Source organism: Microbacterium yannicii (genome assembly GCF_024055635.1).
GTDB lineage: Bacteria > Actinomycetota > Actinomycetes > Actinomycetales > Microbacteriaceae > Microbacterium > Microbacterium yannicii.
Genome location: NZ_JAMXMB010000012.1, coordinates 31,854 through 49,014, shown reverse-complemented (window position 1 = coordinate 49,014; position 17,161 = coordinate 31,854). Strand labels below are relative to the sequence as shown.

Here is a 17,161-nt window from a genome sequence, read left to right as displayed (position 1 = left end):
ACGTCGACAGCTGGGATGAGTCGGCGCGAGCGAAGTTGGCAACCGATTGCATCCTACATCGCGGTCAGCTGCTCGTCCGGCCCCGTCTACTTGATGGCGCCCGCACCGATGCCCTTGACGATGTGTCGTTGGGCCATCAGGTAGAACACGACGACCGGCACGATCGAGATCGCGGTGGCGGCGAGCAGCACCTGCTGCTGGGGCGTCTCAGCCGACGTGAACGCGGTCAGGCCGCGCTGGATCGGCATGAGCTCGTTGTCGTCGAACAGCACGAGAGCCATGAGGTACTCGTTCCACGCACCGAGCCCTTGGATCACCGCGACGGCGGCGAGACCCGGCCGGGCCAGAGGAAGGATGACGCTCCAGAAGATGCGGAGCGGCCCAGCGCCGTCCAGCGCGGCAGCCTCTTCGAGGTCGCGCGGCTGGCTGACGAAGAAGCTCCGCATGATGAGGGTCGACATCGGGACGCCCGACGTGATCAGGATCAGCACATAGCCGACCGGGCTGTTTGTCAGGCCGAGCGAGATGAGCAGCTTGTACTGCGCGAGGAACATAGCGGGTGCCGGGATGATCATGACCGCGAGGATGACGAAGGTGAAGACGCCCTTTCCGGCGAACTCGAGCCGCGCCAGCGCGTAACCGGCAAGGCTCGACACCAGGAGGATGCCGAGCACGGCCGCCGCGGTGTAGATCACGCTGTTGCGCAGGTACGTGCCGAGGTCGCCCTGCACCCAGGCTGTGACGTAATTGCCCCACTGCGGGTCGCTCGGCAGGAAGCTCTGGTTCGTCAGCAGCTCGGTGAGCGACTGGAGGGACCCTGACAGCATCCACAGAAGCGGGAACAAGGCCGTCAGCGCGGCGATCGCGAGCAGTCCGTACAGGCCGATGGTGTGGAGAGGGAGGCGGCGACGACGACGGATCGCCTTCTCGGAGGTGCTCTTGCTCTCGGGGCCCGATGCCGCCGTCGCGGCGCGCGTGTCGGGATTGTCGTTGGTGAGGGTCATGCGCGGGACCTCCGTCCCGTGATCGCGAGCTGGATCAGCGACAGCAGCACGAGCGCGCCGCCGAAGATGACCGACATCGCGGCGGCGCTGCCGTAGCGCCAGTTGACGAACGCTTCGTTGTAGATCGCGAGGGTCGGCACCATCGTGTGATAGCCCGGACCGCCGTTGGTGAGCACCTGCACGGTTCCGAAGATCTGCAGGGCCGCCAGCAGTGTGAGCAGACTGACGATCGACGTCACCGGCGCCAGCTGCGGCCAGGTCACGTACCGGAACTTCGTCCACCGGTTCGCTCCGTCCAGCTCCGCCGCCTCGTAGAGCTCCTTCGGCACGTCCTGGAGCCCCGCGAGGAACAGCAGGAACGCGAACCCCCAGTGGTACCAGACGAACACCGCGGCGACGGAGATGAGGGCGAATGCCGGATCACCCAGCCAGTTCTGGGCCCACGAACCGAGACCGACGAGTTCGAGCAGCCGGTTCAGCACGCCCGAGCCGGGCGCCAGGATGAAGCCGAACAGGAGGCCGACGACGACCACGGACAGCACGCCCGGCAGGTAGAACACCGTGCGGAAGAAGGTCGTGCCGCGGGTGGTCGAATTGACGGCGAGCGCGAGGCACAGCGCCAGCCCGTTGCCCACGAAGAAGCCGATGACACCGAACAGCAGGACGTTCCGCATCGACGTCCAGAAGATCGGGTCGCTCATGACGAACTCGTAGTTCGCCAGTCCGACCCACGGCGTATCGGGGCTGACGCCGTCCCACGACTGGAAGCTGAGCAGGATCGCCTGTGCGAAGGGCGTGATCGTGAACACGCCGATCAGGGCGATGGCCGGTGCCAGGAACGTCCAGCCGAGGAGGTTGCGGCGGATGCCGCGCCGCCCGTGCGGCGTCCGGAGGGGACGCCGCACGGACAGCGTGAACTGTGAGGTCACGACGATCGATCCTGAGCCGCCTGGATGGTGGCCAGTGCGTCATCCACCGTCGTCTCACCGAGCACGAGGCGCTGGGCCTCGGCGACGATGGCGCTCCGGACATCGGTGGTGAAAGTCGTGGACATGACCTGCAGCGACGCGACGCCCTCGGCGAAGCCGCCGAGCTGCTCGGGCACATCACCGCTGGCGAGCAGCTCGGGGTTGGTCGGGAGGATCAGGCCGACCTCTGCGAACACCTGCTGCTGCGCGGGTTCGGTGAGCCACTTGACGAAGTCCAGCGCTGCCTCGGGGTGCTCGCCCTTCGGGTTGATGACCGCGCCCTTTCCGGGGACTCCGGGCGAGCGAGGCTCGAGCGGTGCGTCGTCGGCTCCGAGGATGCCGATCGAGAAGTAGTCCGTGAACTCGGGGTTGGTCCGGAAGCCGACCGACACACCCGGCGACGCGTCGAAGATCGATCCCAGCGTCTGCGTGAAGAAGGCCGTCTCGACGCTGGGGTTGTCGTCCTGACCACCAGGAAGAGCGCCGTTGGCGATGACGCCGGCCTCCTTCAGGTCCACCAGGAATTGGAAGGCGTTGTGCCACCCCTCGCTCTCCCAGCTCTCCTCACCGTTGAAGGTCGCCTCGATCTCCTCGTCCGTCAGCCAGTTCGAGGCGAGCGCCTGGACGAGCATCGGCGTCAGTGACGCCGCGATCGAGAAACTGCCGTCGTCCTCGTTGGCGTCGATGAACTCCTCCATCGTCGCCGGCGCGTCGTCGGCGGTCATGTCGGTCAGCGCAGGGTTGACCATCATGCCGTAGGTCTGCGTCTCCCAGTGCACGCTGTAGATGCCCGCAGGAACGCCGAGGTTGTTGCCGTCCTGGAACGTCGACATCTCGATCACCTCGGGGCTGAAGTCCTCGCTCCAGCCGGCCTCGAGTTCATCGGTCAGGTCCATGGCCCAACCCGCCTTGTAGAACGGGGCCATATCGGTGGCGGCGAACGAGGAGTAGATGTCGGGCATGTCACCTGACTGCGCCCGCGCCTGCAGCTTCGGCAGGTAGTCCGCAGGGCCGGGAGAGTCGATGGTGACCTTGACCCCGGTCTCGTCGGTGTACTGCTCGGCCAGCTGGGTGAGCGCCGCTTCCTGACCACGCGACTGGTTGAGGAAGGTCAGTTCGATGTCCTCCTCTCCCGCTGTGGGGTCGTCCGCCGGTGCGGCAGGAGCGCATCCGGTGATCGCGAGCGCCGCCACTATCGACAGCGATCCGGCGAGGAGTGCGCCGCGACGTCGGGTCCTGAGTGTGTTCATGGGATCGGTCCTCATCTTTGAAAGCCATGGAGAGCGCGAGCCTGGTCCTCCGAGTCATGGTCGGTGGCCATGGAGGCGTCTCCGCTGTGCGGTTGCGTGTCGTTGCGATCACGCGGTGTGGCCCGACCACTCAGCTGTCGGTGAGTGAGCTGTCAATCGGTTGCCACACGGCCATTGTCCATCAGCTCCGAGCTAAAATCAATAGGTCACTATCGAATTGGCGAATCGTCGCCAGATCTCCAGACCCTCGGCCTCGATGCTCCAGCCATCCGGTAGCCGCTGCCCGCTCTGCACCGCCGCCGCCACATGTGCGGCGGCCGCCAGGATGCCGCCGTTCGCGGGAAGGTAGATGGTGAGAAAACCCGGCATCTGCGGGTTGTGGCCGTTGCTCAGGAAGACGTTCTTGGGCGACGGGTGCAGCAGCGCATCCAGTGCGCCGGAGAGATCACCGAGTCGCGCAGCGGTCATCGCCATCACGGCGTAGTCCCAGCCCCAGCTCGATTGCAGGTCCCAGTCGTTCCATACCCCGTCGAGCGTTCTGCGCATGATCGCCAGGTCGATGAGGTCGGTGTCGGGCAGCCACCCCGCCGCCATGAGCATCGACGGGTGGTCTGTGCGGATCAGATAGGGGGTCGTCGCGATGGCGGCGTAGGTGCCGTCGGCGAGCACATACGGGGCATGCATGTTCTCGGCGATCCGGTGCCAGTCGGACCGCGGCAGCAGTCCGAGTCGCGCGCGCCACTCGTTGGCTCGGCGAAGCGCCCACGACCAGTAGGCGAGCTCGAAAGTGGGGTTCTCGGTGCGTGCGCGGTCGGCCAGGTAGCTCTCCTGTGCCGGGATGAGCGGGGCGGGCAGCACGAACCGGCCGTCGCGCTCCTCCACGAAGTCGGCCATGAAGTCGGCGGTCGCCTCGATGAGCGGGTAGTGCCTCTGCAGGAACTCGTCATCGCGCCCTTCCGCTCGCAGCAGTTCGAGGAGGTAGATGAGGTGCGGCTGCTGCCAGACGAGGAAGACGCCGATGTTGCTCGGCGACTCACGGGCTGAGGGATCGGTCTGCTTCGGCCAGCGCGCACCGCGGTAGCCCTGGTGCGCCGCGGTCTCGCGCGCTCGTTCCAGGGCACCGTGATACCAGCCGAGGCTGCGTTCGAGCAGATGACCGCGCCCCCAGAGCGCGAACTGCGCCGCGTGCCACCAGTGCATCTCGAGGTGGAACTTGCCGGTCCAGGTGTTGTACGTGAGACCCGATTCCGCGGGCGGAGTCGATCCCGCGCAGTTGATCGCCAGGAGGTACTGCGAGAGGACGATGCGGCGCTCGAGCTCCTGCGCTCGCTCATCCGAGCTGCCGTCGAAGCTGAGGGCGCCCCCCTCGCACCAGTGGCGCCGCCACCAGCGCTCCGCGCGCTCGCCCACCTCTTCGAACGAGGCGGTCGCCGGCAACCGCGCTCGGTCGGGTGCCAGCGCGACGACCACCTCCAGCCGAGAGCGGTCGCGCGCCGTCGCGACGACACGATCGGCGCCCTCCGCGAGCGAGCCCGTCGCCTCCATGCGGACGACGTAGCGGCTGGACTCGACGACACGCTCCGCGATGCCGCGCTGCGGTCCGTCGGCCGTCCAGGTCGTCCCGCTCTCTAGCGGGAGTTCGAACGGCGCCAACTCGTCCGGCTGCTCGTCGAAGACCCATGCGACCCCCCAGCCCCGGGTAAGGAGCGCCGACTCGACGCGGACGGCGAAGGCGTGCGCCGTGGGGTCCGCGAGCGTCGTGACCACCACGCGCTCCCCTTCGAGCGTGTACTCGGCATGCACGGCTGCCGACCACAGATCCAGTTCCGTCCGCACATCCGACACGAGCGACGGATGCCTCAACGACTGACCGTCGGGACGCACGAGTGCGAGCCGCCCGAGGTGAGCCCTCCGGGGGTTGTAGTGGAACCACGCCCCTGCCTCGAACTCTTCGGCGATGGGGTCGCCGGCTCGCTGAAGACCCATGCGGTCGAGGTAGGGAACCGGCCCCCGGCTCGTCTCGTAGACGGTCTCAGCCTGCGCCAGGCGGAAGTCGCGCGTTGTCCGCGTGCGGTACCAGCACCAGCTGGACTGCGTCCGCAAGGGGATCTGGAAATCATCGCTGTCGAATGGTCGCAGCACCTGCTCGGGGAGCCCCGAGATGCCGTCTGCCACGACACGCTTCGGGTCGGGGACGATCTCGTGGAAGGCGGCGAACGTCTGCAGGCCGGTGACGTCGACCGACATCGCGATGTCTCCGTTGCCGACCGTCATCACCGCGACCGGATGAGCGGATGTGTACACGGGGTTGTGCCTGCGCACCAGCCGGCGTCGGTCGATGGTCACGGGGCATCCTCGCCTTCATTGACTCAATACTGAGTCAGCTATTAATTTGGCGATGAGCATAGCATTGCAGGCGCCACCCCTGAAAAGCACGGAGAGCGAGCCAGGATGTCGACGAAGCGCGGGCCCTACGCGAAATCCGACGTTCGTCGGCGGTCTCTGAGCGCGGCCGCGCTGGAACTGGTCCGGCAGAAGGGGCACCGCAACGTCGCGATCACCGAGATCGCAGAGTTCGCACACACGAGCGAACCGACGGTGTACTACCACTTCCCCACCAAGGAGAGCCTGCTCATCGCCGCGCTGCGGCAGCACGACGACGAGAACATCCACGCGCGCGGGCACGAAGCGGGCGCCATCGCCGAGATGGGCAGCCGTGCTGAGATCGGCGTGCAGCGCACCAACTACGCCCGCCTCTACAACGAGCTGGCCGGCGCGGCGGCCGATCCCGAGCATCCCGCCAATGCCTTCTTCCAGGAGCGCTGGGCGCGCTCGATCGGCGTGGTGTCGACCGACATCCGTCGCCTCCAAGACCTCGGCCGTGTTCCCGTGAGCGTCGACGCCGACATGGTCGCACATCTGCTGCTGGCCGCCTGGGAAGGGCTCCAGCTCCAATGGATGCAGGGGCCGCCGTTCGATATCCGTTCACTCATCGAGGCGCACATCCGCATCCTGCTCGGGCCGAACGCGCTGGACTGAGAACGCGGCGATGGCGCGAATGCAAGGTTTGACAACCGATTGCCATGCCTGTCACCATCGAGGGGACGACGGGGTCCGCGGCGATCCCCCCGATGAGGAGTGATGCTGCTGTGACCGACACGACGACGAAGCCGACGGGCCGGCGGCCGCTGCCGACGGTGCGGCGCAATGGGGCCGCCACTCACCTGTTCGTCGACGGCGAGCCGTATCTCGCCCTCGGCGGCGAGCTTCACAACTCCAGCGCCTCGAGTCCCGAGTACATGGCCCCTGTCTGGGATCACCTTGCCGCGAACGGTGTGGGCACCGTCATCGGCACCGCCAGCTGGCAGCTCGTCGAACCCGACGAGGGCCGCTTCGACTTCACCGCCGTCGACGATCAGATCGCACAGGCGCAGCGGCGCGGCATCCGTCTCGTCCTCATCTGGTTCGGCGCGTACAAGAATGCCGAGTCGACGTACGCCCCGAGCTGGGTGCGCCGCGACGACGACCGCTTCACCCGCGCCGAGCGCGACCCTGCCAACCTGCTCACGGGCCGCTTCACGCTCGACGCGCCGGTCCTCAGCGTGTTCGACGAGCGGCTTCGGGATGCCGATGCCCGCGCCTTCGCAGAGCTCATGGCCCATATCGCCGAGGTCGACGTCCACGGCACCGTCATCGCGGTGCAGGTCGAGAACGAGGTCGGACTGCTCGGCGACAGCCGTGACCGCTCGCCGCACGCGGCGGCTGCGTGGGGTGCCGCGGTGCCCGCCGAACTGCTCGACGGGCTGGCCGCCCGCGGCGAGCGCCTGCACCCTCATGTGCGGGCGGTCTGGGAGCGCAACGGCGCGCGCGCGTCCGGAACCTGGGCCGAGGTCTTCGGCACCGATGGCGAGGGCGGCGAGATCTTCATGAGCTGGGGCTTCAGCCGCTATGTCGATGCCGTGGCACGTGCCGGCATCGCACGGCATGCCCTGCCGGTGTTCGCGAACGCATGGCTCGGGCCGCAGCCCAACGCCCTCGAGCCCGGCCGGTATCCGAGCGGTGGCCCGGTCGCACGGATGCTCGACGTCTGGCAGATCGGCGCACCCACGCTCGCCTTCCTCTCACCCGACATCTATGTCGACGACTTCGACGGCACGCTCGCCCAGTATGCGATCGACGGCAACCCGATCTATGTGCCCGAGGCGAAGCCGGAGGCTGCACTCGCGTTCATCGCCGTCGGCGCCTACCGCGCGATCGGCTTCAACCCCTTCGGGATCGAGGATCTGCCCGCGGGGCACGAAGTGTTCCGAGCGTACGAGGTTCTCAACGCTCTCTCGGGGGAGATCGTGCGGGCGCATGCCGAGGATCGCATCCACGGCTTCCGGGTCAGCACCGGCGAGCAGCAGCGCGTCGACATCGGCGGGTTCGAGGTCACGATCAACGGCCCGTTCGACACCCGCGGGATCTTCGGCACCGGCACCGGTTCCAACGCCGAGGACAAGGTCGGCTACGGGCTGGTCCTGCGGACGGGCGAAGACGAATTCCTCGTCACCGCGACGTCGGCGTCCCTCTCGTTCGCGCGTCAGGACGCGATCGTCGAGATCGATGAGCTGCAGGAGGAGGTGCTCCGCGACGGCCTGTGGGTTCGTCGTCGCACCCTCAACGGCGACGAGCGGCACTTCATGTTCTACGGCGACGACCTTCGGACGGTCCGGATCTCGCTGCTGCGTCGACCCCGTCCCTGAACCTACGCAGCACCCGCGCCGGCGCCGGATGGTTCCGCGCGGGCGGGACGCTCCAGCAGCGCCGTCGTCGCGTCCCACAACTCGCGCTGCATCGCCGGGTCGTCGCCCGGCGCACTCGGCGTGATCCTTTTGCGGCCGCGCGCGGTGACATAGGCGCCGGTCTCCCGACTGAACTCCGGGGCCGTGGCGAGGTCGACGATGAGGCCGGAACCGCGACGAGGGTCGCCGATGCGAAGACTCTTCAAGACACGCTCCAGCGGCGCCGCGAAACGCAACTCCCGCCCGAGGCCGGTCACGTTGAAGCCCGGGTCGAGGGCGTTGACCGTGATACCTGTGCCGGCGAGCCGCCGCGCCAGCTCCATGGTGAACATGATGTTCATGAGCTTCGTCTTGCCGTAGACCGCCGATGATCCTCTGGCGGTGAACGGGGTGGTGTCGGTGAGGTCGCCGGGGAGGGCGAGAGTGCCATGCCGGCGGGATGCCTCGGAGGCGACGTTGACGATCCGCGACGGCGTGGCGCCCCTGAGTGCAGGCAGCAGAGTCACAGTCAGCAGGAACGGTGCAAGGTAGTTGACGGCGACCATCTGCGGATAGCCGTCCAACGTGGCCCGCTGCTCGAACGCGTGCAGCCCGGCGTTGTTAATCAGCACGTCGATCCGTTCGTAACGCTCGCGGATCTCGGTGCCGACACGCCTCACGTCCTCCATGCGCGACAGATCGCCCAGGTGGATACCGACCAGCGCGGCCGGCGCAGCGGCCTCGATCTCGCTTCGCGTCTCGGCCGCCTTCTGCTCGTCGCGCGCAGGCAGGGCCAGTCGGAAGCCCCGCCGTGCGAGCGAGATCGCGGCGAGGCGGCCGAGGCCGCTGGTAGCGCCGGTGAGGACAACGGTCTGCAACTGGGGCATGAGGGCGGTTCTTCCTGTCTTGCGATCGGCGAGAGTCGGATATAGTTTGCCGATCTCCATCACTGTAGGGGGCTATAGTTTGGATATGCAAATTAGTTCCCGAACGCCTTCCGATGAGAGGGAACGCCTCGAACTCGCGCTCGGAGAGCAGGTGAACGCGCTGCTCAGCGCGACGCGCGCCCTCACAGAACGCAGCGCCGCCCGATTCCACGAGGGTCTTCAGCCGGCCGCCTTCCATATCGCCCGCTGGCTTTACGCATTCGGCCCCGCCAAGCCCAGCGTCATCGCCGAGGCGGTCGGCATGGACCGGAGCTCGACCAGCACCCTGATCGGCCGGATGCGGAGGCTGGACCTCGTCTCGGCGTCCCCCGACCCGGACGACCGGCGCGGGGTGATCGTCGACCTCACCGAATCCGGAAGGGTCCGCGTGGCCGATGCGCTGGCCGACAGAGGTGCCGAGCTCCACGATCGCACCGAGCGCTGGAGCACCGAGGATCTCTCGCAGCTCGTCACGCTGCTCGGGCGTCTCACCGGCAGCAGTGCATCAACGGAAGGGTGACGCCGGATGATCGCGCCACGCGTGACCATCGACCCGGTGCGCACGCGCAGCGCAGGTGTCGATCAGCGCGGTGCGCGCACGCGCAGCGCCCGGAAGTAGCGCCGGCGCGCCACTTGCTGCGCCACCAGCAGCACGGGGTAGGCGGCCCGCCATCCCCACTCCCTGCCGGCGCGGGTGAGGGAGCGGACCGTCAGGATGACCGCATCGCCGTCGCGGTGGACGATGAACGCCTCCTCGCCGCTCACGGGGTGGCCGGGCAGCGTCCGGTACGCGAATCCGACACGGTCGCTCGTCTCCACCACCTCGACGACCTCGACGGGCTCCCGGACGGCCAGGCCGAACGGGTGTGCCATGATGATCGGCCGGTCTCCCTCGGTGACCCTCTCGTCCGGCGTCACCGTGAACCCGCTGCGGGTCTTGATCCCCCACTGCAGCACCTCGCGGCACGCCCAACGCCAGACCTCGTCGCCGCGGCCTAGCTCCGCCGACTTCTCCCAGCGACGGAACCCGCTGGTCGGAGAGCGCCAGTGCTGATCCGCAGGCCTGGTCAGCGACATCCCCCTCTGCCCTCCTAGGTCGATGGCCCGAGGACGAGTCGGGGCTCGACGAAGCGTTCGCCACCCGTCGATGCCGGCTCGATGACGTTGTCGGCAGCCACCCGGCCGACACCGGTCAGGTCGAGATCGACCGTCGTCAGGCGCCGCAGGTTCTGATCGAGGATGACCTCCTCCCAGTTGTCGACGCCGACCACGGCGACGTCGCCGGGCACATCCAGTCCGGCGGCCTCCAGCGCGTCGAGCACCCCGAAGCCGATGTGGTCGTTGCCGCAGAAGACGGCGTCGAAGTCCGTGCCCGACTCCCGCAGCGCACCGACGGCGTGCTCGCCCCACTCCCGGCGCCAACTGCCGTAGAGGGTCGGAAGCAGCGGCAGGCCCGCCTCGGTGAGCGCACGACGGAAGCCGGTCTCACGACGGCGGACGGCGAGGTCGTCGGCATCCGCCGTGACATGGGCGATGCGCGTGCGCCCGAGAGAGAGCAGGTGCTGTGCGGCCAGGTACCCGGCCTGCTCGTTGTCGGGCGCGAACACGGAGTCGTCCGGGTTGTCGGATGCCGCGAACGCGTAGGTCACGGGAACCTCGAACTGATGCGTGATGGACGGCGTGACCCGCCCGAACCCCGCGCCGACGACGAGGAGCCCGTCGATGCGCCGGTCGCGGAGGGTGCGGATGCTCTCGGTCATCTCGTGGTGCGCGTTGATACGGCCGTCGAAGACGAGCGCGGCGCGCTCCCGGCGACCGAGTTCGAGGATCGCGCCCATGACGACGGCGCGCGAGAAGGTCGCCGTCGCCCGATGCGTCAGGAGGCCCACCGTACGGCTGCGGCCCGATGCGAACGAGAGGGCGAGCGCGTTCGGCCGGAAGTCGAGCCGCTCGGCCGCCTCCCTCACGCGGGCCTTCGTCGCCGCGGACACGACAGGACTGTCGTTGAGCGCCTTGGACGCCGTCGCCTTCGACACGCCCGCCACCGCAGCGACGTCGCTCAAGCGCACAGCGCGTTGCGTGACCATCTCGTGATCCTACTGACCGGAGCCCGCGAGCACGGGGACGCGGAACGCCCGGTCGGCGCGACCCTCGACTGCCAGCTGTTCCTCCAGGAAGCCCACCTGCCGCGGCCAGTGCGCCGCCCCGCCGCCCTCGTGCTCGTTGAACTCGAACGTCGCGATCTCTTTCACGGATGCCGCGTGCCGGTTGTACGCCGCGAACACCGTCGAGGGCGGGCACACCGGATCCGGCAGACCGACCGAGAAGAGCGCCGGCGCGGTCGCGCGCTGGGCGAAGTTGACGCCGTCGAAGTACGACAGCGTGTGGAACACCGCGTCGGCGCGGTTGCGATGGATCGCGAGATAGCGGACGACTTCCTGGTAGGGCTCGCGTCCGGTCATCCCGATGGCGCGACGGAAGTGGCAGAGGAACGGGTAGTCCACGATCGCGGCCACGAGATCGTCGCGCAGTCCCGCGACGGCGAGCGCGATGCCGCCGCCCTGACTTCCGCCGGCGACCGCGACGGCGGAAGGGTCGATGCCCGCGAGGCCGCGCACCGCATCCACGCACCGGACGCCGTCGGTGAACACTCGGCGGTAGTAGTACGTCGCGGGGTCGGGGATGCCGCGCGTCAGGAACCCCGGCACACTGGGCTCCGAACCATGCGGGTCGACGGTGTCGGCCGCCGGCTGTCCGCGCGTGTCCATGACGATGTGGGCGAAACCGGCGGCGGCCCAGGTGAGCCGCTGCTGCGGCATCCCTCGCCCGCCGCCGTATCCGAGGAACTCGACCACCGCGGGGAGGTCGGCGCTCGCTCCCGCGGGGCGGAGGTACCACGCCCGCACAGGATCCCCCGCGAATCCGGGGAAGACCAGCTCGCGCGCTTCGACGGCGCGCAGCGGGACGTCCGCGTCTGCGAGCGTGACGGGGCCGCCCGCCGCCCGCGACTCTCCGAGGGTCTCGGCCCAGAAACGGTCGAAGTCGTCGGGTTCGGCGACCTCCGGAGCGAAGCGCCGGAGCTCCTCGAGTGGACGGTCGAACCGCGTCATCGGGATGCCGCCGTGGCGCCGACGCTGTCGCGCGCTTCGGCAGTGCCGAAAGCCGTCGCGGCGGCACCGAACGGGAGGTCGTGGATCAGCACCGGTCCCCCGCCTGCGAGAGAGTCGTTGCCGGCCACGCCGACGGCCATCGCCCGGACGCCGTCGAGCCAGGTCGCGGCCTGGCCCAGAGGATCGGCATCCGCCCCGATCAGCAGGTCGCGCAGCAGCGCGTCGTCGGCTCCGCCGTGTCCGCCGGCAGCATGCGGGATGGCCACCTCGCGCGCTGCCTCGAAGTGCCGCTGCACCGTGAGCCGGTCGCCGACCGGACGGCCGGTCTCATCGGCGACGGACTCGGGGCGCGCGCTCGGATCGACGACGTGCTGCCGCCCGGTTCCATCGAGCAGGATGGCACCGCGCTCGACCACCGCTAGCTCTGCGCGTCCCTCGGTGCCGTTGACGGCGACGGTGTACCCCTCCCACGGGGAGTGGGCGTTGAGCGCGTAGGTCATGCTCGCGCCGCGCGCGTAGTCGACGATCAGCGAGAGGTTGTCCTCGATCGTGATGCCCTCGTCGAACACGTCGCGGTCGCGCAGATAGCCGTCGTACTGCTCCTGCTCGTAGTACAGCCCGCGCAGCACCTCGTGCTCGCGCAGGTCCAGCGCGAACGGATCCCGCCGGCCGGCATCCACGGAGCCGCGCTCGGGCCTCTCACCCAGCCCTCGTCGCGCCGCGTTCTCGGCGCCGTAGAAGCGGAGCCCGCCGCTGGCGAAGACACGAACGGGCAGGTCGGCGAGCCACCAGTTCACCAGGTCGAAATGGTGCGACGACTTGTGCACGAGCAGACCGCCCGAGTTGTGCTTCTGCCGATGCCAGCGGCGGAAGTAGTCGGCGCCGTGCGACGTGTCGAGCAGCCATTCGAAGTGCACCGACGTGACCTCGCCGATCTCGCCGCTCGCGGTGATGCGCTTGAGCGCAGCGTTGCGCGGCGAGTACCGGTAGTTGAAGGTCACGGTCACCGCGCGGCCGGTCGTCTCGACGGCCTCCGCGATGCGGCGGACGCCGTCCGCGTCGGTCGTCAGCGGCTTCTCGACCACCACGTCGGCGCCGCCGCGGAGGGCGGCGACGACCAGGTCGGCGTGGGCGAAGTCGGGTGCGGTGACGATGACCCGCTCGATGCCGAGCCGCTCGACGGAGGCCGACAGCTCCCCCGCATCGATGCGCGCCGGTGCGGGGCGACCCGCCGCCAGGACTCGCTGCTCGTTCCAGTCGAGACGGCCCGGGTTCGGGTCCGCCCACGCGATGAGCGCGGCGCGGTCGGCGTACGGTCCTGTCAGCGCATCGATGTACATCTGTGCGCGGCCTCCGGTGCCGATGATCGCGTAGCGGGTGGGTGCGGTCATTCAAGGTCTCCTTGGTCTGGCTGGGCGCCGGCGCGCGCGCAGTCACGCGCAGGAACCGGCACCTCCACGGTCGTGTACGACGCGGCACGGTCGGGTGCGCGGTAGGGCACGTAGGCCGCGACCCGGACGCGTCCGGCATCCGTCATCGCCTCCGTGGACCGCAGTTCGATCACCCTGGTCCCGCCCGCGGGCACACCGGATCGCTTCTCGTCGGCGAACGGCGAGGTTGCGCGGATATCCGACGTGAACTCGGCGGTGTTGCGCACCGAGACGAGGTACTGCACCCGCTCGCCGAGGCACGTGGTGCGGACGGATGCCTCGACCGAGGCGTCGTCGCCCGTGACGCGCTCGACGGCGATCGTGTAGGTCGTGCTCGGCCGGCCGTCCGCCGAGGCGACCACGGTCGCGGTGCCGGGGGCGTCCGCCGGCTGCGTCACCTCGACACGGGTGCCGGCCTCTGCGGTCGCGGTGACGACGGGCAGCGGGCCTCCGGCGAGCGCGGGCACGGTGTATTCGGTGCGATCGGGCACGAACCCGTCGAGCGGCTTGCCGTCGACCTCGATCGCGGTCACCTCGGCCGCGCGGGTCGGCGCAACGGGGATGACCGGCACGAACAGCGCTGCATTCTTGCCGGAGCCGATGCCGCTGCCCCATTCGTAGAACCCTTCGCGGGTGCCGCCATCGTTGTCGTTGACGAGGATCGAGAAAGAGAAGGCGCCGGCGGCGGGGTCGACCCCGAGCACATCCCACGGCACCGTGACGTCGTACGCGGTCGTCGTGCCGTCACGTGTGATCGCGGCGGGAGCATCGAGGACACCGACGGGCGCGGTGTAGCGGTAGACCCCCGGGCCATCCGCCCCGAGATACGCACCCAGCTCCACACGCGATGCGGGGTCGGCGCCGGGCAGCCCCCTGGCCACGGCGAACTGCAGGGAGTCCCCCGCCCAGAGCCTGTCGACCGTCGCTGCGGCGGTGTGGTCCTCGTCCTGCACATCGGCGCGCACACGCAGTCCGTCGGCGCTCCACGAGACCGCGAAGGTTCCGCCGAGGTCGTCGGCCGTCGCGACGGATCCGCTGAGCGGCACGTAGGTGCCGCGTGCCCGCCAGTCCACGGCGGTGCCGTCCGACGGCGCCGCCGCGATCGGCGCGAGCGCCGTCGTTCCCGCCAGCCGGCGCTCCTCGGACCCGGCCGTGGCGCGCACCGTGAACGGGTAGGGCTGCCACGTGTCGATGTCTCCGAGGTCCAGATCCAACGCGGCCGTCTCGCCGCCCGCGACCTGCACCGCCGCCTGCGTGCCCGATGCCGGCCCGACGGTCCACGCGATGTCGTCGACTCCTGTCGTCGGCGCTCCGGCGAGATTCTGGACGGTCAGCGCGAGACCGACGCCGTCCGCGCCGGCGACCGGTCCGAGCGATAGCACGGGGTTCTCGACCACGGTCGCGCTGTCGTCGACGAACGCGATGACCGCGTCGCCGCTGCGCACGGTGTACGCGACGGGGTGGGCGCCGAGCTCGCGCATCGGCGCCAGCGTCACCGAGCCGGCCGCTTCGCCGGCGGTGCCGGTGAGCGTCGCGCCGCCGCCGACCGGCCCGAAGACCGACACGTCGCCCGTGACGCCGAGGGCCGCGCGATCCACCGTGACGGGCACGCTCGCCGTGCCATGGAGCGGGATCTGGTCGGGCGTGTCGATGGAGACGGCCGGGTCGGCGACGCGGGTCGGCGTCGCCCGTGTGCCCGTCAGGTAGACGGGGTTCGCGCCGACGGTGACCTCGACGCGTCCGTTCGGCTGGGCGCGCCACGATCTGCCGTCGCCTTTGACGAGACGCGCGTCGCTCCCGGTGCTCACCGCCAGCGTCACCGGGTCGCCGGTCGCCCACATCATCCGCAGCATGTCGCCCGCGGCATCCGTATACTCCGCCACGATGGCGCCGTCGAGGCGTTGCAGGCCCGAGAGCTCGCGACCGGAGGTCAGGCGGTTGAACACCGCGAGTGCGGGGTAGGCGGGCTTCGGTGTGAGCGCCGTGCCGCCGTCGGTGGGCAGCCGCGAGATGCCGAAGTTGTGCTCCTGCTCCGCAGGATTGGCGCCCGAGTCGATCAGCTCGTAATAGACCACGCGGTCGACGCCCGCGGCTTCGAGGAGCGCCGCCGACCGCACGATGTAGGCGGCCTGCTGCTGCTCGGTGGTGCCACCGGTGGTCGTCGTCCAGCCGTGCTCGCTGAGCCAGATCGGGATGCCTGAGCCCGGCGCGTACTGCTCGATGAGGGCGCGCAGCGTCGAGACGCCGGCTTCGGTGCGCCCTTCGGGTGCCACCGGGAAGTCGTAGGTGTGATAGCTGACGACGTCGAGGTGCTCGAGCGCCCCGAGGGCGAAGAGGTCCTCCATGAAGTCCCACTTGGCGCCGGCGCTGACCGGACCCACGACGCGGGCCCCCGGCGCCGCCGCGTGGATGGCCGCGGCGGCCGGCACCAGGAGGTCCATGTAGCAGGCGGCTGTCATGCCGCACGCGCCATTGTTGAAGGTGTGGTTGAACTCGTTGTAGATCTCGTAGTCCACGTCCGAGCCGTAGTGTTCGGCCGCCGCGGCCGCGTAGTTCGCGAAAGCCGCGATCCCCTCGGGGGAGCTCGGCGTCTTGCCGCCGTCGTACCAGCGGCTGAAGTACGCGAGGATGACCAGCGGTCGTTCGCCGCGGGCCTTGGCGGCGGCGAGCTGCGCATCGAAGTGCGCGGGGAACTGGTAGACCCCGGGCGACGTCTCGATGGTGTCCCAGGACGGGCCCTCGCGGAGAGTCCCCGCAGCGAGCGGACCCATCAGGCTGTCGACCTGATCGACCGAGTACCGGTTCACATGGACGGCCAGCCCCACCGGATGATCGGCGGATGCCGCTTCCTCGGCGTCCTCGACGATCGCCAGCGTCGCCGTGCGCGTCGCCGCCACCGGAGCGGTCACCGACATCGTGATCGAGTAGTAGCCGGCCGGCAGCGCGGCCAGGTCGATGGATGCGGCGCCGTCGGCGACCGCTTCCACGCCGGAGTCGATGCGCTGCCCCGAGGACGCCCGCACGTCCCACGTCACGCTGCTCGCCAGCGTGGTCACGCCGATGTGCGCGTCGCCGACGCCGTAGACGAGTGCGGCGTCCGTGAAGGCCAGCGTGCCGGGCGGCGGGTCATGCTCCTCGAACGACGGGTTGATCACGAGGTTGGCCTGGCTCGCCGGTGCGGCCATCCGTACGTCGTCCACCCACACGGTCCCCGTCCCGCGCACCAGCAGACGCATGACGAACGTCATGCTGCCCAGCGGCTGGGTGTACGTCCACTCGAGCTTCGTCCAACCGCTCGTGCCGGCGGGAAGCTCGACGCGCTGCGAATGGTCGCCGCTGAGGACGAAGTAGGCGGCGCCCGTCGAAGAGAGGCTCTCCGTCTTCACCCAGGCGCTCATCGCGTAGCTGGTTCCGCCGGTCGCCCGGATGCTCTGCCGGAGGTCGACGTAGCTGTTCGAGTAGGCCGTGGCGTACTCGATCCGCGCCGAGGTGGCTCCGTCGTGGACGACCGCGGTGTCCGCCGACACCACGAAGTCGGGGGTGCCCGACACGGTCGTGGTCCAGCCTTCGAACGAGTCGGACTCGGTGAGACTCGCCTGCGCGGGCGAGGGGGTGGCGAACAGGATGCCGACGACCATGGCGAACGCCGTCAGCATGGCCGCAGCGGGCGCGACGATGCGCCGGTGCGTGTGAGACATGGAGTGATCCGA

At 69.4% G+C, this 17,161-nt stretch carries 13 protein-coding genes; 3 read left to right on the top strand and 10 right to left on the bottom strand.

Features of this window, described 5'->3' with window-relative positions:
* Window positions 1-86: 86 nt before the first annotated feature.
* The 4 genes from NCG93_RS06660 to NCG93_RS06645 all read right to left on the bottom strand — a co-directional run bounded on the left by NCG93_RS06660 (window position 87) and on the right by NCG93_RS06645 (window position 5,568).
* The gene (locus tag NCG93_RS06660) at window positions 87-1,004 is read right to left on the bottom strand and encodes a carbohydrate ABC transporter permease (protein WP_194414724.1); all 918 of its coding nucleotides are present in this window, start codon (window positions 1,002-1,004) and stop codon (window positions 87-89) included.
* The gene (locus NCG93_RS06655; protein ID WP_194414725.1) at window positions 1,001-1,933 is read right to left on the bottom strand and encodes a carbohydrate ABC transporter permease; all 933 of its coding nucleotides are present in this window, start codon (window positions 1,931-1,933) and stop codon (window positions 1,001-1,003) included. The genes NCG93_RS06660 and NCG93_RS06655 overlap by 4 nt, the downstream gene beginning before the upstream one ends.
* Window positions 1,930-3,222 (bottom strand): ABC transporter substrate-binding protein, encoded by a 1,293-nt coding sequence (locus NCG93_RS06650; protein WP_194414726.1) that lies wholly within the window; start codon window positions 3,220-3,222, stop codon window positions 1,930-1,932. The genes NCG93_RS06655 and NCG93_RS06650 overlap by 4 nt, the downstream gene beginning before the upstream one ends.
* Window positions 3,223-3,420: 198 nt before the next feature.
* The gene (locus NCG93_RS06645; protein ID WP_194414727.1) at window positions 3,421-5,568 is read right to left on the bottom strand and encodes a hypothetical protein; all 2,148 of its coding nucleotides are present in this window, start codon (window positions 5,566-5,568) and stop codon (window positions 3,421-3,423) included.
* 105 nt (window positions 5,569-5,673) lie between these two features.
* Here NCG93_RS06645 and NCG93_RS06640 point away from each other — a divergent pair, with 105 nt between their 5' ends.
* Together NCG93_RS06640 and NCG93_RS06635 are read left to right on the top strand one after the other, a co-directional pair.
* Complete coding sequence (locus NCG93_RS06640; protein ID WP_194414728.1) at window positions 5,674-6,261, top strand: TetR/AcrR family transcriptional regulator; 588 nt, start codon at window positions 5,674-5,676, stop codon at window positions 6,259-6,261.
* Between the two features lie 110 nt (window positions 6,262-6,371).
* Complete coding sequence (locus tag NCG93_RS06635; RefSeq protein ID WP_206687643.1) at window positions 6,372-7,967, top strand: GH35 family beta-galactosidase; 1,596 nt, start codon at window positions 6,372-6,374, stop codon at window positions 7,965-7,967.
* A 2-nt stretch (window positions 7,968-7,969) separates the two neighbouring features.
* Here NCG93_RS06635 and NCG93_RS06630 read toward each other — a convergent pair whose 3' ends face one another.
* Entirely contained in the window at window positions 7,970-8,872 is a 903-nt protein-coding gene (locus tag NCG93_RS06630; protein ID WP_194414729.1) for an SDR family NAD(P)-dependent oxidoreductase, read from the bottom strand.
* A gap of 151 nt (window positions 8,873-9,023) precedes the next feature.
* Here NCG93_RS06630 and NCG93_RS06625 point away from each other — a divergent pair, with 151 nt between their 5' ends.
* The gene (locus NCG93_RS06625; protein ID WP_252787474.1) at window positions 9,024-9,431 is read left to right on the top strand and encodes a MarR family winged helix-turn-helix transcriptional regulator; all 408 of its coding nucleotides are present in this window, start codon (window positions 9,024-9,026) and stop codon (window positions 9,429-9,431) included.
* A 62-nt stretch (window positions 9,432-9,493) separates the two neighbouring features.
* On the opposite strand, the gene NCG93_RS06620 is transcribed toward NCG93_RS06625, so the two are convergent.
* From NCG93_RS06620 to NCG93_RS06600, 5 genes are read right to left on the bottom strand one after another with little or no spacing between them, the layout of a single operon-like run.
* On the bottom strand, window positions 9,494-9,988 hold the full coding sequence (locus tag NCG93_RS06620; protein WP_194414730.1) for a DUF1990 family protein: 495 nt from the start codon (window positions 9,986-9,988) through the stop codon (window positions 9,494-9,496).
* Window positions 9,989-10,002: 14 nt separating this feature from the next.
* On the bottom strand, window positions 10,003-10,998 hold the full coding sequence (locus tag NCG93_RS06615) for a LacI family DNA-binding transcriptional regulator (RefSeq protein ID WP_206687644.1): 996 nt from the start codon (window positions 10,996-10,998) through the stop codon (window positions 10,003-10,005).
* Between the two features lie 9 nt (window positions 10,999-11,007).
* Window positions 11,008-12,021 carry an acetylxylan esterase gene (locus tag NCG93_RS06610; protein WP_194414731.1) on the bottom strand — a complete coding sequence of 338 codons (1,014 nt, stop codon included), beginning with the start codon at window positions 12,019-12,021 and terminating at the stop codon, window positions 11,008-11,010.
* The gene (locus NCG93_RS06605) at window positions 12,018-13,412 is read right to left on the bottom strand and encodes a Gfo/Idh/MocA family protein (RefSeq protein WP_194414732.1); all 1,395 of its coding nucleotides are present in this window, start codon (window positions 13,410-13,412) and stop codon (window positions 12,018-12,020) included. Before NCG93_RS06605 ends, NCG93_RS06610 begins: the two co-directional genes overlap by 4 nt.
* Window positions 13,409-17,149: a DOMON domain-containing protein gene (locus NCG93_RS06600; RefSeq protein WP_194414733.1), complete on the bottom strand. Its 3,741-nt coding sequence runs from the start codon at window positions 17,147-17,149 to the stop codon at window positions 13,409-13,411. Before NCG93_RS06600 ends, NCG93_RS06605 begins: the two co-directional genes overlap by 4 nt.
* Between the last annotated feature and the right edge of the window lie 12 nt (window positions 17,150-17,161).